This window comes from Sediminibacterium sp., from assembly GCF_019264485.1.
Taxonomy (GTDB): domain Bacteria; phylum Bacteroidota; class Bacteroidia; order Chitinophagales; family Chitinophagaceae; genus Sediminibacterium.
This window is the reverse complement of record NZ_JAHVAA010000013.1, coordinates 42492-68047: the sequence shown is the minus strand read 5'-3', so window position 1 is coordinate 68047 and position 25556 is coordinate 42492. Positions and strand designations below refer to the sequence as shown.

The following is a 25556-nucleotide window of genomic DNA, read 5'->3' as shown; positions in this document are numbered from 1 at the left end:
GTATTAAAGATTGAAGGAAATACATATAGCAAGCAATCTAAATCGTCCTGTTTCTACAGGATGATTTTTTAAAATAAACTATAAAAAATGAAAATAAATGGTCTTCGCTGGTGGATTATCACATTAATAGGATTGGCTACAGTTATTAATTATATTGACCGTAGCGCCATCAATATCATGTGGCCTTATATTTATAAAGATTTTGGTATTGCTGATACGGATAATAAAAACGCATTGGCCTTAATCACTACTTTTTTTATGATTGCTTATGCTATTGGGCAAACAGTTACAGGTAAAATGATGGATGCTATCGGCACCCGTTTGGGAATGGTTATTTCTATTGCAGTATGGAGCGTATCTATTGCCTTGCATGCATTAGCAAAAGGCCTTTCTTCATTTAGTGTATTTCGTTTCTTTCTCGGTATCAGCGAAGCAGGTAACTGGCCCGGAGCCACTAAAAGCAATGCGGAATGGTTTCCTGCAAAAGAAAGGGCAATTGCTCAAGGCATATTTGGAGCAGGTGCATCGCTCGGTTCTGTAGTAAGTGCTCCTGTTATTGCAGCTTTATATCTTGCAATAGGATGGCAGGGTACGTTTGCAGGGATTGCAGTCTTAGGCTTTTTATGGATTATTCCCTGGCTCATCATTAATAAGGCAACACCTGATAAACATCCTTGGATAACCAAAAAGGAACAAGACCATATTTTAGATTGCCATACAGATAAAGTAAATACGGTACCTGAAACAAAAGTATATACATGGAAAGAGTTACTTAATTTTAAAACTACCTGGAGCATTATTGCTTCCCGTTTTTTTATTGACCCTGTATGGTGGTTGTTTGTAACATGGCTGCCTACTTTTTTAAAAGAACAATTTGCATTTGATATCAAACAAATTGGCGCTTTTGCATGGTTCCCCTATTTATTGGCAGCAATGGGCAGTTTAATTGGCGGTTACTATTCATCAAAACAAATACGAAAAGGCGTAAATGCGGTAGTGGCAAGAAGAAAAGCCGTAACAATCGGATGTATTATCATGCTGGTTTCTTTAGTAACAATTGTTTTTATGCTCGATCAATTAAAAGAGCAGCCCGCAGTAACTATTGGATTAATAAGTATTACCCTTTTCGGTTTCCAGTTTTTAATTGGTAATATACAAACTTTACCATCTGATTTTTTTAATGGAAAAAATGTGGGTACAGTAGCAGGCATGGGTGGTACAGCAGCAGTGCTGGGAGTATTAATAACTACATGGATGGTACCGGTACTTACTAAAACAAGCTATGTTTCTTTCTTTATACTGGCAGCGTTACTGGTGCCGCTATCATGGCTCTCATTAAAATATTTTGCTAAAAAGAATGCATGATTAAGTTTATCCCGATAACTTTTTTATGCATATTGAATAGGTTTTGCCTTACAGTTGTATATTTTAAAGATTCTGCAAAACAATCTTTGGCTGGTTGAATATAATATAAAAGAAAGATGAAAAAAATTGTAGTTTTTGGAGAAGTGCTACTTCGTCTCTCTCCACCCGATTATACAAGATTTGGACAGGCAACTGCATTTAATATTTATTATGCCGGGGCTGAATATAACACAGCCATATCACTTGCCTTATTGGGGCTGCCTGTTTCTTTTGTTACCCGTTTACCGGATAATGATTTGAGTATTGCTGCTGTTCAACAATTAAAACGATATGGGGTTGAGGGAAATAATATTTGTTATGGAGGCAAGAGGCTGGGTACTTATTATCTGGAGCAGGGAGCCGTAATGCGGGGAAGCAAAGTAATTTATGACAGGGAACATTCCTCAATTGCCGAAATAGAACCGGGCTTGTTAGATTGGAAAAACATTTTAAAAGATGCCGGATGGTTTCATTGCACAGGTATCACTCCTGCAGTATCACAGGCAGCAGCAGATGAAACATTAACAGCGGTAAAAATGGCCAGCGAACTTGGCCTCACAGTAAGTATTGATTTAAACTACCGTAGTAAGTTATGGCAATACGGGAAACATCCTAAAGAAGTTATGCCTGAAATAATGAAATACTGTAACGTTGTTTTGGGTGATATGAATACCGTAAAAACCTATTTCGAAATTGAAAGTGCGGAACAAGACAAGAAAGATTCCTACAAAGACTGCATGCAGCAATTAAAGAAAATGTTTCCAAATCTGCAGCATATTATTTTTTCATTCAGGGATACACACTCTGTTACTAATAATAGCATCGGCGCTTTTAATTTGAATAGTGATAAACTAATTGAATCAACTGTGTTTAATATGCAGGGCATGGTGGACAGACTTGGGGGAGGTGATGCATTAATGGTAGGGATTATTTACGGCCTAAATAAATTTAAAGACAATCCCCAAAAGTCAATTGATTTTGCTGTAGCCGCCGCTGCATTAAAATCCTCCATTCCCGGGGATACAAATTTTGTTACAGAAGATGAAATATTGTCTTTAATGCAGGGCAATACTTCGGGTAAAATTAATCGGTAAAAATGACAGATACAATCAATCATATTATCCGGCATAAATTAGTTCCGGTTTTTTATCACGATAATAGAGAATGGTGTTTAGATGTAATGAACACTTGCTATAAGAATAGCATTAGGGTGTTTGAGTTTACTAACAGAGGACAAAATGCTTTCGATAATTTTATCGCATTGAATCAATTTCGCCAGCAGTATTGCCCCGATATGGTTTTAGGTGCAGGAACTATTTTAGATAAACAAACTGCCGGGAAGTTTATAGAGGCAGGAACTTCATTTATTGTATCACCATGTTTCATTAAAGAGGTGATGGAGGAATGTAAACAAAATAATATACCCTACCTACCAGGATGTATGACCGTGAAAGAAATTTATGATGCCACTGTAGCCGGTTGCAAAATTATTAAAATATTTCCGGGTGAAGTGACTGGCCCGGCATTCATAAAAGCAGTGAAGGCCGTATTACCAGGAGTTTCTGTGATGATTACAGGTGGGGTAAATAATAAAAATATAAATGGTTGGTTTAAGGCTGGTACTGAAGTTGTTGGTTTAGGTTCTGATTATTTTAAAAATGCGGATACCAATAAAGATACTCTGCTAATAATAGAAGCAAAAATCAAAGAAGCAAAAAGACTCTTTTGATTAAAAGTTTGATGAATGAAACTATCTCCAAAATACTATCTAATCTTGAAGACCAACTCAAGTTTATTGACCTTGAACAAGATGATACAATCAAATGTGCAGAGCTTTCTATTGATGTGAGTAGAAAAGCACTTGATAAGTTAAAGGCTACAATGCTAAAACACAAGTTTAGGTCACAGGGAGAAGAAATAATTTTTTTTAAGAAAACCAAGCCCAAATTTTTAGCTCCTCTTATTTATCATTTAAAAGTGTACAAAATAGAATCCCGTAAACCCAATGGAAGTGATAAAATTAGGAGAAAGTATTTGTTGAATGAATTGGATAAGCTGAAACATTATTTTGACAGCAACCTTGATTTTTACCGGTATTACCGCACCCAAAGTAATTACTTAGACCATAAATATTTTCTCCGGGGTAAATACGATATACGGCTCACTGTTGACAGTTTCTTTTTTGAAGCAGATGATACGCCAAAGTATGTCGCTCTGAAATTTCTTTCCAAGAATAGTGAATTTTAGCAGTAAACTGGTATCCCAGAAAGTAGAAGGATGTTCAAAATATATAATATTAGGTATTTATACAAGAAAAATACCCATTTAGGGTATAAATATTGTATTTTTACCTAAAATGGGGAATATCCAACCATATAGACAATTAGAGCAATGCCTGGATGATATACAAGGCAGGGGGAAATTCTATTTCACCCTGGAAGAAGTAAAAAGGCAGCTACAGATTGAACAAAGTGCTATCCAGAAGCAATTACAGCCCCTACTCAAAAAACAAAAGGTGGCCCTGATCCGAAAAGGGTTTTATGCCATTGTTCCACCTGAATATCGCATCACAGGAGCGCCGCCTGTAACTTATTATATTGATGGAATGATGCAGGTATTAAAACGACCTTATTATATTGGTCTTTTAAATGCAGCAGCATGGTATGGGGCTGCTCATCAGCAACCGCAGAAATATGCCGTGATAGTTCCCCCTCCGGTATTACCTGCTATTCGTAAGCCCTATGCAAGCATTGAATTTATTTATAAGAAAAGCTGGCAGGAAAAGGATATAGTACAACAGAAAACAAATGCAGGCTATGTGATGGTTTCGTCTCCTGAGTTAACTGCACTTGATTTGTGCTATTATAGCAGGCACGCTGGAGGCATCAACCAGGTTGCAACTGTATTGCAGGAACTTTCAGAAGAAATAGATGCAACTAAATTAGTAGAAGTAGCCGGGCGTTATTTCAGTATGATGGCTGTGCAACGATTAGGATACTTATTGGAGCTTTTGGGCTATGAGGAAAAGGTATTGCCTTTAAAAGAATGGCTTCGGCAACAAAAATATCATGCAGCATTACTGGAAGCGGGAGATAAAAATCACAAATCAAAAATTACAGGCAATGATTGGCGTGTCATTGTCAATACAGAAATAGAATCCGATATATGATACCCAAGGCATACATAGATGAATGGAGGCAAGATGCACCGTGGCGGGATGATTACCAGGTGGAGCAGGACTTAATTATTAGCAGGGCACTCAATGCTATCTTTTCGGATACAGAATTGAAAGAGAAACTGGCATTCAGAGGGGGAACGGCTTTGCATAAATTGTATTTCCAGCCTGCGGCTCGATATTCTGAAGATATTGATCTGGTACAGATCAAAGCAGAACCCTTTGGCCCTGTTATGGATCAACTTAGGGAATGCTTATCCTTTTTAGGTACACCGGCACGTAAGCAAAAAGAACATAATAACACAATGGTTTACCGCTTTGAAAGCGAAGGTGGTCAAAAGATGAAACTGAAAATCGAAGTCAATACAAGGGAACATTTTACGGTGTTTGGGTATCAGCAAATACCTTTTCAATTGGCTTCTTCCTGGCATAACAGTGAAGGAACAATAACAACTTTCACATTGGAGGAACTATTGAGTACAAAACTCAGGGCTTTATATCAACGGAAAAAAGGAAGGGATTTATTTGATCTTTGGTACGCTGTTACAAAACTTGATTGCCAGCCACAAAAGATTGTAGAAAGTTGGAGAAAGTATATGAAAGAAGAGAACCACACTGTAAGCCGAAGAGAATTTGAACTAAACCTCGATGCTAAAATGCAATCGGCACAATTTACAGGTGATATGGATTTTTTGATCAGGGAAGGCATTCGCTATAATGTTCCTGTGGCAATAGAAATTGTTCGTAAAGAAATTATTGAATTAATATAAAAAAGCAATAGGCATCAAACCCGCGCCAGTCGCTGGTTTCTTGTTTTTGGATCTATTAGTAAACCCGTACGACTCCCGATTCGCAGTAGAGAAAAACCTTAAAAAATAATAGCCAACAGTTTTTATAACTCTATGAAATGTTCGACCTATAATATTGACCGTAAAACTTTGAGAACAATTTTTAAACAAATATTTTCATTAACAATTGAATGAGGTATCCTTATAGCCACCTCCAACCTCAATGCATGTTCGAAATAATCCAAAAACCTTGGCTATAAGCTTCATTTCCTTGAATTGGTCGGAATATCTAAAATTGGCCTGTGCTTCCAATGATACAGTTGAGCCGACTTGTATAGCCCGGTTTATTTGTTTTTTTTTGCTGGCCGTAACTTTGTGCAATATTTGTTTTTGATTTTCATTCGAAGCCCAAAGCCCTGCCGCCTAGTTATCTGATGGATTAAATTCGTAGAGTGATTGTGATTAATTATACATTCAACTTTATGGAGATATCAGCCTGACAAGATATATTGTCTTCCATGAATTCCTTTGAAATAAAGACCTGGTTATATTGTATCCTTGAGGGTGAGTAAATATTGTAAATGCATATATAACTCTTTATAGAAGTCTTACAACGAATTAACGCAGGACAGTTATGAAAAAGTGTTTGATTCTATTAACAGTAAAATCACAGTTTCATTAAGCGTGACTGATTTTTTTAAACTAATAAAGCCAGTTGACCTACTCAAACTCACGGAAAGAGTGCGGACTATTCAGGATATTCTTGCAGAATCCGGTAAAACAATTATTCAAATAAAAGATGATGGGTAAACCAGAAAATTAATCATTTTCTTCCACGGCCATCCGCATAAAGAAAGAAAATGACAGGCATCACAAACGAGTCATCTAAACACAAAGAAACGATACCTAACATTAGAACAGAGAGAAAATAAAAACACCTTTCGTTTGACCGCAACAGTGGCTGTCCTGCTGTCAATTGAAAATCAGATGTTGCAGGCCACTGTTGCGGTCAAACGAAAAAGCCAAGCCGTTTTGGGCTTGGTTTTTTGCAGGTGATGCCGGGCGCGGCAGGCAGGATATAACTGACAGGCTTTACGGGATAGTTGGTTTTACTTTTTATGTATATAGCTACTATTGTCACCGGCTGGCTTGTCTGTATTTAATGCACGCATCGCGGCACTGTCTGCTTTCATTTTCTGCTTCAAGTTCCAAACTTGGGCGTTATGGGTTTCCTCTTTTTCTACGGAATCTCTTACATTATCCGGGTTCTGCTCAACGTTTGCAGATACATCCTGCATGATTTCCGTGAGGATTGGCTTGGCACCCAGCAGTAACTTTCTCCATTTAGTATCATTGTTACGATACTGGTTTAAGTGTTGCCCGGTTTGGAACCAGCCAACACCAAAACTTACACAAACACAAAAAAGCGCTACAGTAGCATAAAGTAATTTTGGCACATGATGCTCATGAACTACTTTTTGAATAAGCGGTTTTTTCAAGAGCTCACCATGAGAATCGATCTTTGCACCAAAATCTTCGAGTTGTTCGATTGGCACGGCGATACGCTGCATTAGTATTTGCTGTTCCTTTTTAAATGTTTCCATTTTTTGATGTAAACTGCTGACCTGTTCCTTTGTTTCCTGGATCGATTGCTGTTGCTTTTCCTGATCTGCTTTTACATTTCTTAAATCCTTACTGTCTTCAAGGCGTTCTTCTGAGATCCGGTTCAGCGCTTTTTCAATGGTTTTCTCTTCCATGTTTTATTTTTTTATGTGGTATTCGGTTTATAAATGTTGTGACAGGTATTTACGTTTTCTTTTTTTCTGTAATAATTCATGTGGTGTCTGGCTATTATCTCGCTCGGTTCTTAATAGTATTTCTATGGCTTTACTGTAATCTATTGTCCTTTCCTGTTGCCTGTTTTTTGACATAGTGGGTGATGTAGATTTTGATTGCTGCCGGACTTTGGTGACGATCACCTTTTTACTTGTCTGTTCCAGTTTTTGGTGCAACTGCTGCCGCCTTTCAAGGGAATAAGAAAGTATTTTTTCAATGGTGCGCAAAGAATACCCCAGGTCACTGCCCTTTATGTGCATTTTTTTGTCATCGATAAAACTGATGCCCCGGCTCTTTATTACTTCTACATTACGTTTATCCATTTGGCGAATAAAGTCAGATAAGCTGGTAGCATTTAGCAGGCAATCCCGTATATTTTCTTTCAGTTTTTCTTTGCGATGATCTATACGTTGTTCGAGGGTGTGTTCCAGTCTTTGCTCATGGCTTAGGAATCTGTGCGGGCTTAAAACCTGTTTGAATTCATACTTCAATTCCAGTTTACGACAGATCGCAGCAACTTTTCGGTAGCTGTTGGAATCAGTAATAGCCTTCCCATCGAAGCCTATCCGGTTGACTACAATATGCAGGTGGGGATGCTCCGTATCCTTGTGATAGATGACTATGTATTGGTTATTTTCAAAACCGAACTCTTTAGCAAAATCCTGTCCGATCTGCCTGAGCTCCTCCTTTGTAAAAAGATCCTCCGGGTCGAGGCTTAATGAAATATGCATCACTGGCTTTGATAAATTGGGGCGTAAAGTTCTTACATCATTAAACTGGCTGACCAGTTCTTTTTTATTACCGAAGCACATATTATACTCCAATACCTCTGCCCGGTTCTCATGTTGCAGGCCATCCTGTAACTCAAGGGCCAGCTTCTGCTCATGACTTAATTCCTGCTTATCTTCCAGGCAATAACGCAGGCAACCCCCAAAAGATTTTCCGATAGATATTTTCCCGATCATACAAAATGGGTTTTTATAGTGATGGTCAGTTCCTTCAATTGGTCACATAACTCCAGTTCTTTGACGGACAGGTATGCATCAAATTCTTCTCCGCTATTTCTTTTTTTTGCCAACTGGTTTAAGTTCGCAGCAATATGATTGAGTGTTCCATTCATCGTTAAAGCCTCTTTCGGGAACTCCCTTTTTGGCCTGTCAATTTTTCCGGACAACCCAATCTCACGCAAATATTCTGAGACAGTCATACCGGCTTCTTTACCCTTTGTTTTCAGCAGCCTTTGTTCAAAAGCACTGCAATGCACTGTGACCGTTTTATTTCTTTTGATCTCTTTAGACGGCCTGCCCCCTTTGTTTCTATGTTTTACTGTTGTCTCCATAGTTTTTAATAGTGTCTTAGGGTTCGCCAGTGGCGAACCCTCTCCACGAATGCGATAGCATGAGTGGAGCGAGCGTTTCGGGGTTCCCGAAACATAGCTCGCTCCCAAAAAAAGAAAAAAATATTAGGGGCTTACAGATAGTTTTCCATTTTGCAAATCCTGTTATTGCTGTTGAAAAGAAAAATGATTCTTCTTACGTAATGCCACTTATTGAAATCTTTATACTCTTCATGCATCCGGTTTTAGGCGACTATTTTTTTAACACACAAATAGCTGATTAAATACTATTCATCGCTGGCAGGATACTGATCTGAAGTAGACCAACGTTTATTCACTTGGCTTCGAAAAAAAAAGAAGTTTAGTACCGGAAAATTTGTCAGTGATGGATTTTATTTTCTTAAACTATCGCAAAGCTTCACTGTTAAAAATCTTTGGACTACCCGTACCATGTTTACGGATATTGTCTTTTAAATCCATCCACAAACGGATATTGTAGTCCGCTATTTCATGTAATTCTTCTGGGGTTAATTTGTGCGGATTCAAAACAGCAGGAGCGGATTTGTCTTCCGGTTGCGGTTCAAAAAAAGAAAATAAATTAGGTGCATAGCCTTCGCCCACTTCCAAACTTTTCCCGATTGCGATGCTGTTGCCGAACAATTTGATTTGTTTGCCTGAGTTTAAGTGCAGGGTTCTTCTTTTAAAGTCTGTCATAATTTTTGTTTTAAAATGTTAAGCGAATAATTTTTTGATGTTTTTTTGTCATAGCCAGTTGGGGCGGTTAAGAAGAAAAAATTGATTTTTTACAATCACTCTTCTTTGGGAGTTGCCCTCATGGACTGCATTTGGTTTGTTCTGCCCAGGTAAGCCAGGATCTCGGTTTTATTGTAAAAGACCCTTGAACCGATATGGTATTTGCGGTAATAACCCCGTTCAACATGGCTATCAATAGTAGGTTTGGAAACCCTTAGCATCCTGCACACTTCCGGTTTTTTGATGTAGACAATCTCCTCTTCCTGTCTGGTAACAGAGGACAGTTCCTGCTGAATGGACTGCCGGATAAACTCCCTGAGTTGTTCGTAGAAGTGCTCAGGGGTATCACTGAATAAAATAGTGTTAGACATAACCTTTCAATTTTGATGCAATCTCGAATTGAAGGGAGATGGGATAAAGGGAAGTAATACCTTAAAAAGGTAGTGGGTATGCCTTTTAAAGTGTTTTGGGAATGGGTCTGGACACTAAATCAGGCTTATTAATAGGAAAATATTTCCGAAATGACCGCTTTAATGGAAAAATATATCTAAAACAGGCCTATTATTCAAATTTAATCGTAATTTAGTAGAAAATTATTCCAAGAATAAACTATTCAATAGAAAAATATATCCATAATAGTAAAAAACCCTGTTTTAATCGAAAAAAATAGCAACCATGAGGTTACAAGAAATCATTATAGGAACAAAAGAAAGATCTAAACAGATCAGTAAGCTGGAGAAAGAGGGCCTGATTAAAAAGATTGCGCCCCGTTTATACACATCCAATATGACGGAAGCTCCGGAAAAAATTGTGCGGCGTAACTGGTATCGAATACTGTCTGAATTATACCCCGAAGCCTTCTTAAGCCACCGCAGTGCATTAGAACGGGTGCCGACAAAAGGCGGGCATATTTACCTGACACACAGCTATACAAAGAACACCGTATTGCCCGGACTGACCCTTCATTTCTTACAAGGCCATGAGGCACTTGCACCGGATGATACCTTGTTTTTTGGCAACCTGCGAACATCGGGACTTTCGCGGGCTTACCTTGAAAATTTACAAAGTAGCCGCGCAAGCGGGGAGGAATCAAAAACGCTAAGCCGTGAACAACTGGAAGAAAAGATGGAATCTTTCCTGCGCGTAAAAGGAGAAGATTCTTTGAACCAGGTGCGGGATCGAGCCAGGGAGATTGCCCCGGTTTTGGGTATGGAAAAAGAGTGGGCAGCTTTGAATCAATTGGTTACTGATATGCTGGGAACCGGTCTATCCAAAAATCTCAAAAGCACCGTAGCAAAAGCAAGGGTGCTGGGAGAGCCTGTGGACCCGGACAGGATGCAGCTTTTTGAATCACTTTTCGAACAACTGGTGAGTAAGGATTACCCGGATTATCCAGACAGAAACAGTAACATTCAATCCTATCAGAATTTTGCATTTTTTGAAAGTTATTTCTCTAATTATATCGAAGGAACCGAATTTACAGTAGACGAAGCCAGACAAATCATCACTACTTCAACGCCGCTGCCTGCAAGAGATGAAGATTCACATGATGTATTGGGAACTTACCAGATTGTGTCTAACAGGAATGAAATGTCTTTGCAACCCCAGAACGCAGAAGATTTTTTACGATTGATTAAGGAACGACACGCTGTATTACTCAGCGCCTGGAAATCAAAGATGCCTGGCGAATTTAAGGACAGGAACAACAAGGCAGGTACGACTGAATTTGTGGACTGGCAACTCGTACCGGGAACTTTGAAAAAAGGATATGAATGGTACAGCCTATTGCAACATCCCTTTTCAAAAGCAGCTTATATAATGTTTATGATCAGTGAAGTTCACCCTTTCATAGACGGTAATGGAAGAATCGCGCGTATAATGATGAATGCAGAATTAGGTGCAAAGGGGTTATCGAAGATCATTATACCAACCGTGTACAGGGAAGATTACATGGGAACTCTAAAGAAACTGACCAAACAAAGGGATGGTGATGCCTACACCCGGATGCTTTTAAAAGCCTGGGAGTTCAGTAGTAATATTTATGATGAAAGCCTGGATAGAATGGAAGAATACCTTACAAAATGTAATGCTTTCCTGACGCATAAAGAAGGGTATTTAAAAATCATTCAGCGATAAAAGGGAAGTATGTTCGGTTATTGTTTTAAAATCAGCCTTTCTTCCGGGATATTAATTTCTTCTGGTTCTTCGCTATTGGCATATTTGAAATTAACTGTATACTGACCGGTATTCAGATTGAATATTTTTATAATGGCAGTCCCCGCAGGTTTATATTCTGTATCAAGTACAATTACTGGTTGGCCCGGTGTGAATTTCATAAAAAAATGTTTTTAATAAAACCCGGTTTTGGATTAGGATTCAGGAAAATCGGATTTTAATATTTCATCTGCACGTTTGGAAACATCGGCTCCGAATATCTCAGGATGTGAAATGATTTGCTTGAATTGAGGTTTTAATTGTCCTTTCTCTCCATCATTATTTTTCCCTTTTAAAACATGTTTGTACGAAAAATTTTTCAGCTTGGAAAGACGGCTGGACAGGTTGGTTGCCTGGAATGTTTGCTCCAGAAATTTTTTAAATGCTTGTGTATCCTGCATGAGGGTATAATACTGACTCTCATCATTATTGATTTCAAAATATAGATGTGTGGCGATAATATAGGTCCGGGTATGAAAAGATTCAACTTTGTTTTCACCAGCATCCGGGGTGGCTTCTTTTTTGCCTATTGTATGGGTTTGATCTGAGATCATAGTATTCAAAAAAACTTTTATGGCTTCATCTGAAACCTGAGCCGCTTCAAACAAGATGGTCATTTCTTTTTTGGTACCAGGGTTTTGCAGGATATTTTGTATGACCGAAAGGGTTAGGGATTTTTTATTGACCGATTTGTGTTTGGCCAATTCATTTTTTATTTCATCCAGAAGGCTGTTTAAATATAAGCCTGGGGAAATTGTCCTGTCCTCGTTCCTGCAAAAGACGAAATGATACCATTTGAATTTGATAAAGTTCTCAGGGGTGGGTTTGAGGTCGTATTTGATACTTTGCCAAAGCCAGTTCTTCATCGGTATTGTCAAATGGGGTTAAATTAAGACCAAAAAAATATTCAAATGTAAAATAAAAAAAAAGAATAAATAAAAAGGGGGAAAAATGGATGAAATGCAACACGAATGCAACACAAAAAAAGCAAAACCCGCGACCAGCGCGGGTTTCAGAGGTGCTAAAGTGATCCCGCTGGGACTCGAACCCAGGACCCATACATTAAAAGTGTATTGCTCTACCAACTGAGCTACGGAATCCTCCCTTTAATTCAACGATTTATATTGCTATATCTCGTTTTGGGAGTGCAAAAATAGGTGAAATAAAAAACCAGCCAAATTTTTATGCTTCTTTTTTATACGATTTACTCACATTCAATCCATTATACGTGTATCAAACTACTTATTTCCACCTGAATACAACCGTATTCCGTATTCCTCCCCAATAATTCATCTTTTTAAATTCAGCGAGTTTTTGCACTCGGGTGTCAGCTTCAAGGTCCTTTAACGGGATATGTCCCTCAACAACCGCAAACCAATCGTCCCAGATAATAAAATCACCCGGTCTGAATTCATTTTTTACAAAAGCATCCAGTAATCTTTTTCTTTTGTCTTTATTGAACCAGTCTATATCAAGCACTTCACTTATATAAACGGCTTCATAATAGAAAGTGTACTGATGATAGTCAGGATATGTTTTCTGGAGCCACTGCCCCAATTCCTGTTGTGCATACTGATCTGCTTTTAGCTGAAAATCGCGTTGCCAGCGATAGGCGAAAATATGTCCGCTGAATGGGTATAGAAAGATGAATATAGTGAGTACAGTAACTGTAACCCGTTTTATCTTTTCGTTCCCCATAAAATCTACTCCAAATAAAATACCCCGGTAAGCAATGATTGCCATCAATGGCATAATGGTAATCATTACCCGCAAAATGCCACCGCTGTTAAATATGCCTAATGCCCAAAATGCACTATGTGCAAGAAAGAATACTATACAACTGCCATATAGCAGAAAAAGTTCCGGTTCTTCTGTTTTTTCAGTTTGTTTACGGAAATAACGGATGAGCAAAACAAACCCATATAAAATACCCAGGGTTAAAAAAAGGGTAAGACAGGTACCTGTAATTTCTGGAAGGTTCCTCACAAAATGTAACCATTCACCACTTCCATATGCACTCGACCAGGTAGCATAGCTCAGTTTATTAAATACCCAGAAAACACTGTCGTTATAAAAAGATCCCAGTATACCATACACAATATGACCCGTTAACAACAATGGCAGGTATTTGTATTTCGATCTGATGAGCAGGTATAAAAATACCGTACCCAACATGAGCAGACCTTCTGATCTGACAAAGGGAAGAAAAGATAAAAGAATGGTTGAACTGATCCATTTTTCTTTCAGCATCAGGTAAAGTCCGGATATCAGCAAGCAGGCTCCCATGGGTTCTGTAAGACCGCTCAGACTAAGGTGATTAAACATGGGTATTGATACAAGGATAAGAGCAGGTATCCATGGACGCTTTATTTGCAGGTTTTCTGTGATCTTATAGGTATACCAGATGCTGATTGCATTTAATAATACATTCATGATCTTCACCCCTGTTAATCCAAATTGTGCAAAGGGAAAACTGATGAGCACATAAACAGGCTTAGCCCAATGATCAAAAAAATGCTGTTTGTATTGCCATGCCTGTTTCGCAAATAAATAATGCTGGATGCTGTCTCCTTCATCGCCGGTTCCTTTTGCAACAAAAGCGATGATAGTCATACAAATAACATATAAGATGATCCCAAACTTTATTTGCCTGTGGGTGATTTCACTCGAATAAAAATTGAACAATCTGTTTTTCAAAAGCAGCTTTTTTCGGGTTAAGCTAATTCAATATACAAACTATACGATTCTTATACCATCAGGAAATAATCATATGATAACCTTTAATACAGAGGCCGCATTTTCCCATCATCCCGTATCTTAGATTTAAATCATATCTGAGTAACTGCATTTTAATGAACCATCGCTATTTCATCCATATCCTCTTTTTACTCGTTTTATCCTGTTGTTCCATTTATACTGTTGCACAACAAACCATTCCTGTTAAACCCAATCAGCCTTTTAACCCGAATAATCCACCCTCTCCTATTCTTTGCAGCTTCGACCAACTGATGTCTGTACAACGTTCTTCCAGTACTTTCCGGGTACAGGAAATGAAGATGAATTATGATATACAGATCAAGAAATCGAATACGGTTGATACCATCATTATCCTTCCTGTTGTTTTTCATATCATCAACCAAAACCCCAACAGCATTACCAATACTACCATCCTGAATGCCATCAATGACCTGAATAATGCTTTTGGTAAAACAGGTGCTTATGCCGGCAGTACAGGCATTGACACCAAAATCCGATTCTGTCTGGCACAGAAAGCACCGGATGGCGGTATTACCAATGGCATTAACCGGGTAACTTCTACCTATGGCGACAACCTGAATATGTATACAGAGGATGATCGTTTGAAAAGACTGGCCCAGTGGGATCCCAAACGTTATATCAATGTATGGCTGGTGAATAATATTGTGGGAGAAATCAGCGCCGATTTTTCCTGCGACACCTGGACCCGTTTAAACGCCGGTGGTTATGCCACTTTGCCTCCCGGTGGCGGGTCATCAGATGGCATCGTAATCAGTGGATTTGGTTCTCTGTTTGCACATGAAATGGGACATTACCTGGGTCTATACCACACATTCGAAGGTTATTGCACCAATAATAATTGCGAAACCGATGGCGACAGGGTTTGCGATACCCCTCCAGATGGCTTTCCCAACTATACGCAGGCCTGTATCAATCCTATGGGCATGAACTCCTGCAGTACAGATACACTTTCCAGTTATTCCAATGGTTTCTTCCCAAGAGATACGGCTGATTTTTCACTGAACTTTATGGATTATGGAAATGGCAGTTGTGCCAACCAGTTTACACTCGGTCAGGCACTGCGTATGCGTGCGGCCATCAATACACAAAGAACAGGTTTACTGGAAAACAAATGCAGTAAACCCTGTGCAGACAATATTCTCGCCGGTTTTACCCGGAATATTTCCGTGCCTAAAACAGGCGATCTGGTTAGTTTTACCAATACTTCTTCAGGCACCAATACCTATCAGTGGTATGTAAATGATTCTCTCGTAGGTACCAGCACCGATCTTAGTTATACGTTTACCTCACAGGGGAAATTTGTTGTTACACTGCGCGCCTCTGCAGGAGGTACCTGTTTTGCTTCTTACCGCGATGAAGTAATCATTGGCTGTGGTGTGATTGCCCGTTTCTATACCGATAAAAAAACAGTTGCCTCAAAAGCCAATGTATTACTCGACAGCGTTTTGTATACCAACCAGTCTTTGAATGCTACCAGTTACAGGTGGCTTATGAGAAATGATAATAACCCCGCAGAACAGGAAGTATCCACCAACACCAACCTTCATTATGTATTCCAGGAATCGGTGCAACATTATACCAGACTGATTGCCACCAATGGCAGTTGTTCCGACACTACCAATGTACTTAGTGTAACAGTTTTTGATCCTACATCAGAAGCCTACCTCTTTGTGGCCAGGGCCAATTGTTTTCAGGAAACCAAAGTGCGGCTGGAACTCATTATTTGTAACAGTGGCTATAAACCCATTCCTCCCAAAACACCTGTAAGTTTTTACGACAGAAACCCTACACTGCCCGGTGCCAAAAAAATTGATACCACTTTCATTATCCCTGATGGCATCAGAGGACGTTGCTGTGGCGTGTATTACACACATATTATCGATATCGGTTATCGCCAGATTGATAGTCTATATGCAGTAGTGGGCGATTCAGGAACCACATTGCCCATCAGTTTACCCAATACTATTTTAAAAGAATTAAGTTATACCAACAATGTGTTGCGTGTAAATAATATTCGTTTCAGGGCTGTGGTATCTCCTGCCGATACCACACTGGAACCCGGCGACACATTAACCATCAATGGCGGCACTTTCCCCGACCCCAGTTTTACATCCACCTATACCTGGAGCGATGCAAAGCAATTGAGTTGCACCACCTGCCCCTCTCCTCTTTTTTATGCAGATTCTACCCGAACAAAAAGATTAGCCGTAAGAAGTCAGTACCAGTGTTTCGACACCACATTTGTGAGCATTAAAGTACCACCGGTAAATGATTATACTGTCATTATTAATAATGCAAACTGTTTGTCGAAAGATAGTCTATCAATCAACTTTACCATCAGCAATAGTTATGCAAAAGGTGTGTTGCCCAAAAATCTTACACTGACGTTCTACAAAGGCGATCCCAGAACGGATACAGCAGTTATACTCGGGCCATCATTTATTCTTGCTGATACTGTATTTGCATTATCGCAAACATTCACCCGGTCTATCAAACATATTGGTACGGGTATTATTTATGCGTCTGTCAACGATAATGGAAACAATATCAGGATCATCCCTTCCAACAGATCATTTTCAGAAAAAGATTCTTCCAATAATATTTCAACCTATAATTATCAGCCTCCGGCTACTACAGTAAATATTACCATCTGCGGCAATGAAAATTATATGGGGTATACCAGTACGGGTACCTACACAGATATTTTTACTGGTGCGAGCAGTTGCGACAGTGTACGCATACTGAACCTCACTGTTAACCCGGTGAAATTTTTAAACAGGAATCTTGCTATCTGTCGGGGCGATTCTGTTTTGCTCGGTGGTGCATGGCGTAGTACAAGAGGATTGTATACCGACTCATTAAAAACTTACCTGGGTTGCGATTCGGTAGTGGTTACCGATCTGTTTCTGATAGACACTCCTTATCAGTTTCTGCCCAATGATACCGTTATCTGCAGCACCGGCGTACTCATTATTGACCTGCCCAATTATATGAGTTATAACTGGAGCGATGGCAGTACACAAAATCCACATAGTCTTTCTCAACCAGGCACTTATAGTTTAGAAGTTCGCGATAGAAATGGTTGTTATGGAACTGACCTGATTACTATTTCAACAACATTCTGTGTAGAGATTATGGTACCCAATGCTTTTACACCCAATGCCGACGGTAAAAATGATGTCTTCAAACCACTCGTTCCCGTAACATTACCGGGGTACCGAATGCAGGTATGGAACCGTTGGGGTATGCTTGTTTTTGAAACAACTGTTTCTTCCAAGGGATGGGATGGCACTTTGGCGGGTCAGCCACAGCCCGCAGGAACCTATGTATACAAGATCACTTACAAAACACCGGCAGGTCAGGAAAAACAAAAAGCAGGAACCCTGGTGATGATAAGGTAATAGAGAACAGAGGAATATTGAATGTTGAATAATGAATTTCGAATTTCGAAGTTGGATATTCGATATTGTTTACTCGCTGCTTATTTTAAAATAGTAACAGGGCCAGAGAATACACCTTGTATTAATTTAGGGATAATGATATAATAATAAGTGGCCAATGGCAATGGCTTGCCTTCATATCTTCCATCCCATGGTGTTTTATATCCATTGGTGAAAAATACACGCCGGCCTGTACGGTCGAACACACTTACTTCTGCATCTGGATATTTATCCAGTTCGGGTATTACCCATGTATCATGTATACCATCTCCATTTGGCGAAAAAACATTGGGGATGGGAAAGGGTTTTAAAACAGTGATAAAGATTTCATCGGTCGACACACAGCCGTTGGTACTCACTACTGTTAATGTAAGTAACTGGTCTGCATTACCACGAAATACAGGATTACGCAGTAAAGCATTATTCAGGAAATTGGCAGGTGTCCACTGAAATGATTGAATGGCTCCGGTAATCAGTGGGTTAAGTGTATAGGGGGTATTTTCAAATACCAGTACATCTTTACCGGCATTCACAACCGGAACCAGCGCCAGGTTCACCACCATTTCATCTGTTACTGCAAGACATGAACCATTACCCGTTGTAGTAGCGCTGATCCTAAAACTGTTGGATGATTGATCCCTCGCTGAAAGCTGGTAACTGGTATTGGCTCCATTAATGCTCTGAAACGCACCTGTTCCTGTTGTGGACCATTGAATACCATTTGCATTCCTGAACTGTGCATTTACCGTCAGTAAAGAATCATTGGCACAAATGACAGGGTTATTACCTACATCCACAAAAGGCGCATCTGTAATCTGAACAAGCAATGAAGAAACAACAGCCCTGCATGCCCCATTATTGGTGGATGTAAGTGTAAGCTGAACCGAACCCGTCGCCGTATCCAGACTGCTGGGCAGATATGTATTGTTCAGACTCACCGTTCTTGTTCCAAAACGTCCGGTGCCACCGGTCGACCATACACCTGTTGATGTACCTCCATTGACAATACCTGCCAGGTTCACCAATGCATTATTGGCGCAAACAACCTGGTTATTTCCTGCATTAACCGTTGCCGGTCTGTCTACCGCAACCTGCACATAAGACGTATCACTTACACAACCATTCACAGTAACAGCAAGACCATATCTTCCTGTATCACTCAGGTTCGCAGCATTGATGACTGGCCCCTGAAGCGAAGAACTAAATCCATTCATTCCAGTCCATCTATAAGAAGCTCCTGTAATCGTATTCGATGTAAACCGCAACTGATCACTTACACAAACCGGACTATTACTACCTACTGTGGGTGCTGCCGGTTCTGGTACCACAGATATATTGACTGAACTGTTATTACTGATACAACCGTCTACAATAATATTTGCCGTATAAATTCCTGAACGGTTGAGCCGTACTGAATCAATCAACGGATTTTGTGCATTACTGGTAAATCCTAATGGCCCCGACCAATTATAGATAGCACCTGTTACAGTGTTTAAACGAAGTAATAAAGGTGCATTTTCACAAACAGGAGCAGTTGTATTAATCACAGGTGCAGCAGGTGTTGGCTTCAGCACCGTATTAATGGTATTTGCCGTACCCGGACATCCTGCCACAGCTACTGCAACCTGGTAAACACCTGCTGTTAGATTGTTCATCGATGCAAAAGCGACGGTACGTGTATTTGCGGTAAACCCATTTGGTCCAGACCAGCTATAAACACCTGCTGTTACGCTATCGGCAGTAAGTTGTAAGGGTCTTCCTTCACAAACCGCTCCACTGGTATTAATATTCACAGGACCGGGTAAAGGATTTACAATCGCGGTAACCGTACTTACCGGACCTGCACAACCATTTACACGAATAAAAGCAGTATAGGTTCCGGCATTTGTTAATGAGGTATTCGGTATCACAGGATTTTGAATGGCTGAACTAAATCCTGCCGGACCAGACCAATTATAACTTGCACCAGAAACTGTTGCTGCATTCAGTTGCAAAGTATTACCTACACATACAGCTCCCCCGCTACTCAGTACAGGTGCTGCAGGTAATGGATTTACCAGCACATTCACATTATTATTGGCACTTCTGCATCCATCTACAATAATATTCACCGCATAGGTTCCTGTCATAGCAGTAGTTACCGATGTGATGGCCGGACTTTGCGTATTACTTGTAAAGCCCAAGGGACCTGACCAGGAATAAGTAGCACCCGTTACCAATGCAGCATTCAGCACCAAAGTGCCGTTTTCACAAACCGGCGATACCGGATCAATAGCCGGAGCACTGGGTGTGGGTTTTAATGTGGCATTAACCAGATTGGGGGAACCACTGCATCCGGCAACAGAAACAATCAACTGATATGTTCCTACTGTGACACTGCTCATGGATGGAATAACAAACTCACGATTTGTTGATACAAATCCGTTTGGACCCGTCCATGCGTAAGAAGCTGAAGCAACCTGCGCTGCACTAACACTTAAGGGTTCTGCCACGCAAACAGGACCGCTGCTATTGATAGCAACAGGTCCGGGTAATGGATTCACCACTGCCGTAACCGTTGCCGTAGGGCCCGCACAACCGTTTACACTGACACTTGCTGTATATATACCTCCATTTGCCAAAGATACATTTGATACTACCGGATTTTGATTGGTTGAACTAAATCCGGAGGGGCCAAACCAATTGTAACTGGCACCTGAAACAGTGGCTGCGTTCAATTGGAGATTATTCCCTACACAGGCGGCCCCTCCTGTACTTAATACAGGTGCTGCAGGCAATGGATTTACCACCACATTCACATTATTATTGGCACTTCTGCATCCATCCACTACAATGTTCACAGCATAAGTTCCTGCCATGGCAGTGGTAATGGAAGTGATGGCCGGACTTTGTGTATTACTCACAAAACCTGATGGACCCGACCACGAATAGGAAGCACCTGTTACGAGTGCTGCATTGAGTATCAGCGTTCCGTTTTCACAAACAGGTGATACAGGATCAATATTGGGTGCACTCGGTGTGGGTTTTAATGTGGCGTCAACAGAATTTGCCAGACTCGGGCATCCTGCCACCGACACAACAACCTGATAGGTTCCTGTTGTTGTATTGGTCATGGATGGAATGATAAACTCCCGATCCGTAGATACAAATCCACCCGGACCTGTCCAATAATAAGTAGCTGAAGGAAGCGCATCTGCAGTAACCCTTAACTGATCCGATATACAAACAGGTCCTGTACTGCTGATGGCAACTGCCTGCGGTAAAGGATTCACCACAACAGCAGTACTGGCAGAAGGTCCGGTACAACCATCAACGGTGATGGCCAGCGAATAATTACCGGCATTTGCAAAACCGGCATTATTGATTAAGGGTTCTTGTGCTGTATTGGTAAAACCATTGGGGCCCGTCCATTGATAGCTGGCGCCTAAAACAATGGGGGTGTTTAACTGGATATTTTCTCCCACACAAACAGGAGAAGAATTCGATACAACCGGTGCCGCAGGTGTAGATTTAATAGTTTGTATTACAGAGCCTGTTGCACTCACACACGCATCTACTGTTATGCTTACTGAATAAGTGCCCCCATTGCCATTTGCTGCATTCGGTATCTGCGGTTCGCGCAAAGAGGAACTAAATGTTGACGGCCCCGACCAGTTATAAGATGCTCCCGATACCAATGGAGTTGATAGCTGAATAGTTCCGCCTTCGCATACCGGACCGGTTGTTGATGCAGTGGGTGTAGCAGGAATGGGTTTTACTGTAACGGTATAATTAAAAGGGGCACCCGCACAACCATTGGCTGTGGGTATAATCTGATAAACCACATCTACAGAACTGGTAACAATACTCTGTAGGGTTTCTGTAATCGATGTTCCTGCCTGACCGGATACAACAGAATTGGTAATATTTGCTACTGCAGCCCTGCTCCATGTAAAACTACTGCCGGTGATGGAGGAACTGAATGTATAATTTTGTGCAACACCAGAGCATACCATTCCTGTTGAAGCGCTGTTAACAGCAGGCAATGGATTTACGGTTGTCAATACCGCAGCCCGGGGGCCAACACAGTTATCTGCTGATGTTGCCGCTACATAATAAGTAGTCGATGAGGTTAATGTATTAGTAGTATAAGTGGGTCCTGTTTGTAAAGAAATTCCTCCAGATGATGATGCATACCAATTATAAGTTCCTCCGGGTGCAGATGCAATCAGCGTAGCAGTATTACCCGAACATATTGTTACTGCATTTACAGTTGGTGCAACGGGTGCAGATCTGATATCAATCACCATAATATCAGTTGCTACACCGCAAGGTGCCACAGGATTATTAGAAGTTAATTGTAAGCTTACTGTACTTTGTCCTGCTGTTGGGGTGAAACTGGTAGATAATTGTGTAGCATCCCCAAATGTTCCGGTACCGGCACCACTTACAATAGACCAGGAACCATTTGTAGCAGATCCACCAACTGATCCGTTGAGCGTTACCGGTTGACCATCGCAGGTAATAAGATTTGTTCCGGCATTAGCAGTTGTGTTTTGTCTGATGATCACATCTGAAGTTCTAATATCACCTGCACACCCAGCAGAGCCTGTAATGGTATTTGTAATTGTATATGTACCCGGCAAACTGGTTGCTAAATCTATTTCTCCTGAATTTTCATTCTTGAAAGACAAGCCTGCTGTGGAAGTAAAGACTCCACCACTTGATGAAGAAGTGAATACGGGGAATGGATTTGATTGCTGCACACAGAAGGGACCATTGTAAGAAAACGAAGCATCGGCATTTCCGGCAATAATGCGGATGTTTACGCTACTTGAATAAATACAGGAACCGCCAGTAGTAAATGTAATTGTATATAAACCAGGGGTACTGGTTGCCGCATTTATCTGCCCCGTTGATGCATCAATAAAAACAAGACCTGCCGGCGATGAATTAAATGTTCCGGTATTACCGCCCGGTATTGTTGGCGTAGGGTTTACACCACCCGTAGTGCAATAAGTTCCCGCAGAATATACAAATGCAGGATTTTGAATGGGTGTAACATTCACAGTGGCTGTGGTTCTTGTACCTGTGCAACCTGCAGCCGATGTTGCCGAAATATAGTAGCTGGTAGTTGCATTTAGCGCTGGAGTAGTGTAATTGGTACCAGTTGTCAAAAGATCACCCCCACTGGCTGCATTGTACCATCTGTAAGTATCTCCGGTTGAAGTGACCGACAATGAAGCTGTATTACCACCACAAATACTTGCCCCATTTACAACAGGCGCTGCAGGTGTTGGATTCACCGTAACGGTTACCGGAGTTCTTCCTGCACTCGCACAACCATTCACTGTTGTTTCTACATAATAAGTAGTAGTAGTGGTTAATGTTCCGGTATTATAAGCAATACCTGTATTAATACTTGTACCCAATGTTGGAGCATCCCACCACACATAAGTTCCACCTGGTGCGGTTGCAGTTAGCGTAGTACTGTTGCCACTACAAATAGCGGCCCCTGCAATAGTAGGATTGGCAGGTATTGGATTTACTGTAACAGTTACGGCTGTTCTGGGGCCCACACATCCGCTATTCAACGCCTGTACATAATAAGTGGTACTTGTGGTAAGCGCTGCTGTGGTATAAGCGGCGGTTGATACAAGTGGAGTACCTCCCGAAGCCACATCAAACCACTGAAAACTGCTGCCACCTGCACCGGTTGCCAATAAGGATGCTGTTTGTCCGGCACAGATAGTTGTACCCGACGCAGTAGGTGCTGTAGGTATGGCATTTACAGTAACTGTTACGGCTGTTCGCGTACTGGTGCAACCATTTACCGTTGTCTGAACATAATAAGTAGTATTCGCTGTTAGTGTACCAGTTGTATAACTATTGCCTGTTGCAATCGCTGTTCCTCCTGAAGCCACTGTAAACCATTCATGTACGCTTGATGGAGGTGGAGAAGATACTGTCAAAGTTGCCGGCGAACCCGAACAAACACTAACGGCCGGAACCGTTGGCACCGCTGGGGTGGCTGCAGCAATAACAGTAGCATTACCTACTTCATTCGGACAACCTACTGTATTATCAGCAACACTGACTGAATAATTACCAACAGTAGATACAGTGATTCCTGTAGCAGTTGATCCCGTGTTCCAGGTATATAAATAAGGTGGATTACCACCACTCACTGTTGCATTGAGTGTTACACTTGCACCATTACACAATGCTGGTGTGGCAGGGTTGATGGCAACAGTCATGGGTGAAACAGTATATACACGAATAGTATCTCTTCTTAATCCTGTACAGGCACCTGTTCCACTTACTTCATAATCAATAAATGAAGGCGCTCCTGTTAATGGCGTAACAGTTACTGTTGTAACATTTGAAGTGGCACTCAAATAACTATTGTACGCATTGGAAGCTCCCGGAAAAACTGACCGCCAGTTTACTGTTGAAGCAGTAACACCGGTAACACTCATCGTACCGGAACAATTTTGTCTTAGTACAAGATCAGCCGAACCTTTAATAATACTGGATGCAGTAACTGTATAATTTACTTTATTACCACCCGGCTTACAAAACGAAATACATACACTGGTTAAGCCCGTAATACATGCCGGTGTTCCAATCGGAATCAATGGGCCACAGTTAATGGAATAAAAACTCGCCCCTGTTAACTGATCGGCATCAAAATTCAGCAAGTCAGAACCTGGATTGAGTGATACATTAAAACGAATACACCTGTCGTCTTCACCTGATGTTCCTACACAGGCAGTTCCGTTTCTTGAAGCATTAAGCGTCCATGTTGTGTCTTTGGCAGCAGAAAAATCAATGGTGTAGATCGCAGAAGTACCTGTTCCGCATTGCCCTTTTACCTCCACTGAAAATAAAACCAGCAAAAAGAGAATACAAATCCCCAAGGCTTTTCTCAAAAAGCTTTTTTGACCAATGACCTTTACTGTGGGGTCATTTTTTTTTCGGGTATTGGAATTCAGCAAATTCAATACCCGAAAATACGGAAAATCAAGCTGACTGGATGTTTTAGCCCTCTTTGGCAGATTACCGCCCTTTCCGCAAATCGAGGTTTTGCAGGTAAGCCACCCTCAGCGCATTGATATTCCGGTACTGGTTACCGGCTGCCGTTTGAATAAAGGTATTCAGGTAGCCAAACTGAAGGTTATTACTGGCATCAAAAGCATAATTCAAGCCCAGAAACAAACGGTTCTGGTCGAAATAATTGTTAACGATTTGTTTACCGAAATTGATATGCAGTTCATCGTTGATGATGGCCGATAATTTTCCGGGTACAATGCCCTCCGGATGAAGTGGCACCTGGTAGAAAATATTATACCGCATCCTGAAATTGAAAGAATAGCTGTCGGCCAGCTCCGTATTACTCAGGTAACGTTTCCGGTATCTTTCTTCCAGACGTATATACTGCATCAGTCTGGTTCTTTTATTCCTGGTAAACCACTGCACCTGCTGCCAGGGTCTGTGTTCAGGCTGCGATACGGTAATATTATCATTGGCCGGGAAATTATTGATGAACCCATAACCCAGGGTCAGCCTTACATTATCATCCACCAAATAAGTAAGCCCCACCCTCGCAATACCGGTTGAAAAATCGCTCACCAGGTCTTCCCTGGTACGAATCTGGAAATCGCCCCACAATCCCCATTTATTACTCAGCCTGGTCTGGTTAAAATAAGCCAGCCATACCTGCGATGCATGCGATGTGTTCTTGGGTTGTGCCCATACACTTACGCTGCTCAACAATAAAAACATCCATACAAAACCATGCTTCCACTTCATGATCAGTTCTTTTAGTAAATTAATTTGCTGTAACTCGGGGT

The 25556-nt window shown here is 40.8% G+C and carries 18 protein-coding genes and 1 tRNA gene; 8 read left to right on the top strand and 11 right to left on the bottom strand.

The features are described 5' to 3' along the window. The first annotated feature begins 87 nt into the window (after positions 1–87). From KXJ59_RS11150 to KXJ59_RS11125, 6 genes are all read left to right on the top strand, one after another. The gene (locus tag KXJ59_RS11150) at positions 88–1365 is read left to right on the top strand and encodes an MFS transporter (RefSeq protein ID WP_295204598.1); all 1278 of its coding nucleotides are present in this window, start codon (positions 88–90) and stop codon (positions 1363–1365) included. Positions 1366–1481: 116 nt separating this feature from the next. Beyond that, positions 1482–2498, top strand: a complete 1017-nt coding sequence (locus KXJ59_RS11145; RefSeq protein ID WP_295204597.1) for a sugar kinase — start codon at positions 1482–1484, stop codon at positions 2496–2498. A 2-nt stretch (positions 2499–2500) separates the two neighbouring features. Continuing rightward, positions 2501–3133: a bifunctional 4-hydroxy-2-oxoglutarate aldolase/2-dehydro-3-deoxy-phosphogluconate aldolase gene (locus KXJ59_RS11140; protein WP_295204596.1), complete on the top strand. Its 633-nt coding sequence runs from the start codon at positions 2501–2503 to the stop codon at positions 3131–3133. Beyond that, entirely contained in the window at positions 3130–3651 is a 522-nt protein-coding gene (locus KXJ59_RS11135) for an RteC domain-containing protein (RefSeq protein WP_295204594.1), read from the top strand. Before KXJ59_RS11140 ends, KXJ59_RS11135 begins: the two co-directional genes overlap by 4 nt. 109 nt (positions 3652–3760) lie before the next feature. Next, positions 3761–4573: a type IV toxin-antitoxin system AbiEi family antitoxin gene (locus KXJ59_RS11130; protein ID WP_295204593.1), complete on the top strand. Its 813-nt coding sequence runs from the start codon at positions 3761–3763 to the stop codon at positions 4571–4573. Beyond that, positions 4570–5349 (top strand): nucleotidyl transferase AbiEii/AbiGii toxin family protein, encoded by a 780-nt coding sequence (locus KXJ59_RS11125; protein WP_295204592.1) that lies wholly within the window; start codon positions 4570–4572, stop codon positions 5347–5349. The genes KXJ59_RS11130 and KXJ59_RS11125 overlap by 4 nt, the downstream gene beginning before the upstream one ends. Before the next feature lie 1127 nt (positions 5350–6476). Here the strand turns inward: KXJ59_RS11125 and KXJ59_RS11120 are convergent. The 5 genes from KXJ59_RS11120 to KXJ59_RS11100 all read right to left on the bottom strand — a co-directional run bounded on the left by KXJ59_RS11120 (position 6477) and on the right by KXJ59_RS11100 (position 9663). Next, positions 6477–7124: a hypothetical protein gene (locus KXJ59_RS11120; RefSeq protein ID WP_295204591.1), complete on the bottom strand. Its 648-nt coding sequence runs from the start codon at positions 7122–7124 to the stop codon at positions 6477–6479. Between the two features lie 27 nt (positions 7125–7151). Then, entirely contained in the window at positions 7152–8168 is a 1017-nt protein-coding gene (locus KXJ59_RS11115) for a relaxase/mobilization nuclease domain-containing protein (RefSeq protein WP_295204589.1), read from the bottom strand. Further along, positions 8165–8542 (bottom strand): mobilization protein, encoded by a 378-nt coding sequence (locus KXJ59_RS11110; protein ID WP_295204588.1) that lies wholly within the window; start codon positions 8540–8542, stop codon positions 8165–8167. The genes KXJ59_RS11115 and KXJ59_RS11110 overlap by 4 nt, the downstream gene beginning before the upstream one ends. A gap of 402 nt (positions 8543–8944) precedes the next feature. Continuing rightward, the gene (locus KXJ59_RS11105; protein WP_295204586.1) at positions 8945–9253 is read right to left on the bottom strand and encodes a hypothetical protein; all 309 of its coding nucleotides are present in this window, start codon (positions 9251–9253) and stop codon (positions 8945–8947) included. A gap of 95 nt (positions 9254–9348) precedes the next feature. Next, positions 9349–9663, bottom strand: a complete 315-nt coding sequence (locus KXJ59_RS11100) for a helix-turn-helix domain-containing protein (RefSeq protein WP_295204584.1) — start codon at positions 9661–9663, stop codon at positions 9349–9351. A gap of 304 nt (positions 9664–9967) precedes the next feature. Between KXJ59_RS11100 and KXJ59_RS11095 the strand changes: the two genes are divergently transcribed. Further along, positions 9968–11428, top strand: coding sequence for a Fic family protein (locus tag KXJ59_RS11095; RefSeq protein WP_295204582.1), 1461 nt, complete (start codon positions 9968–9970; stop codon positions 11426–11428). Between the two features lie 17 nt (positions 11429–11445). Here the strand turns inward: KXJ59_RS11095 and KXJ59_RS11090 are convergent, their stop codons facing one another. The 4 genes from KXJ59_RS11090 to KXJ59_RS11075 form a co-directional block, all read right to left on the bottom strand. Next, positions 11446–11628 (bottom strand): hypothetical protein, encoded by a 183-nt coding sequence (locus KXJ59_RS11090; RefSeq protein ID WP_295204581.1) that lies wholly within the window; start codon positions 11626–11628, stop codon positions 11446–11448. A 33-nt stretch (positions 11629–11661) separates the two neighbouring features. Then, complete coding sequence (locus KXJ59_RS11085; protein ID WP_295204579.1) at positions 11662–12372, bottom strand: hypothetical protein; 711 nt, start codon at positions 12370–12372, stop codon at positions 11662–11664. A gap of 161 nt (positions 12373–12533) precedes the next feature. Next, positions 12534–12606: transfer RNA gene (locus tag KXJ59_RS11080), tRNA-Lys, on the bottom strand. Positions 12607–12748: 142 nt separating this feature from the next. After that, positions 12749–14119 carry a hypothetical protein gene (locus KXJ59_RS11075; protein WP_295204577.1) on the bottom strand — a complete coding sequence of 457 codons (1371 nt, stop codon included), beginning with the start codon at positions 14117–14119 and terminating at the stop codon, positions 12749–12751. A 239-nt stretch (positions 14120–14358) separates the two neighbouring features. Here KXJ59_RS11075 and KXJ59_RS11070 point away from each other — a divergent pair, with 239 nt between their 5' ends. Then, positions 14359–17685: a gliding motility-associated C-terminal domain-containing protein gene (locus KXJ59_RS11070; protein WP_295204575.1), complete on the top strand. Its 3327-nt coding sequence runs from the start codon at positions 14359–14361 to the stop codon at positions 17683–17685. Positions 17686–17765: 80 nt separating this feature from the next. Here the strand turns inward: KXJ59_RS11070 and KXJ59_RS11065 are convergent, their stop codons facing one another. Both KXJ59_RS11065 and KXJ59_RS11060 read right to left on the bottom strand, forming a co-directional pair. Further along, complete coding sequence (locus KXJ59_RS11065; RefSeq protein ID WP_295204573.1) at positions 17766–24635, bottom strand: gliding motility-associated C-terminal domain-containing protein; 6870 nt, start codon at positions 24633–24635, stop codon at positions 17766–17768. A 127-nt stretch (positions 24636–24762) separates the two neighbouring features. Next, a complete protein-coding gene (locus KXJ59_RS11060; RefSeq protein ID WP_295204571.1) occupies positions 24763–25515 on the bottom strand; it encodes a DUF2490 domain-containing protein in 753 nt (250 codons plus the stop codon). Positions 25516–25556 lie beyond the last annotated feature (41 nt).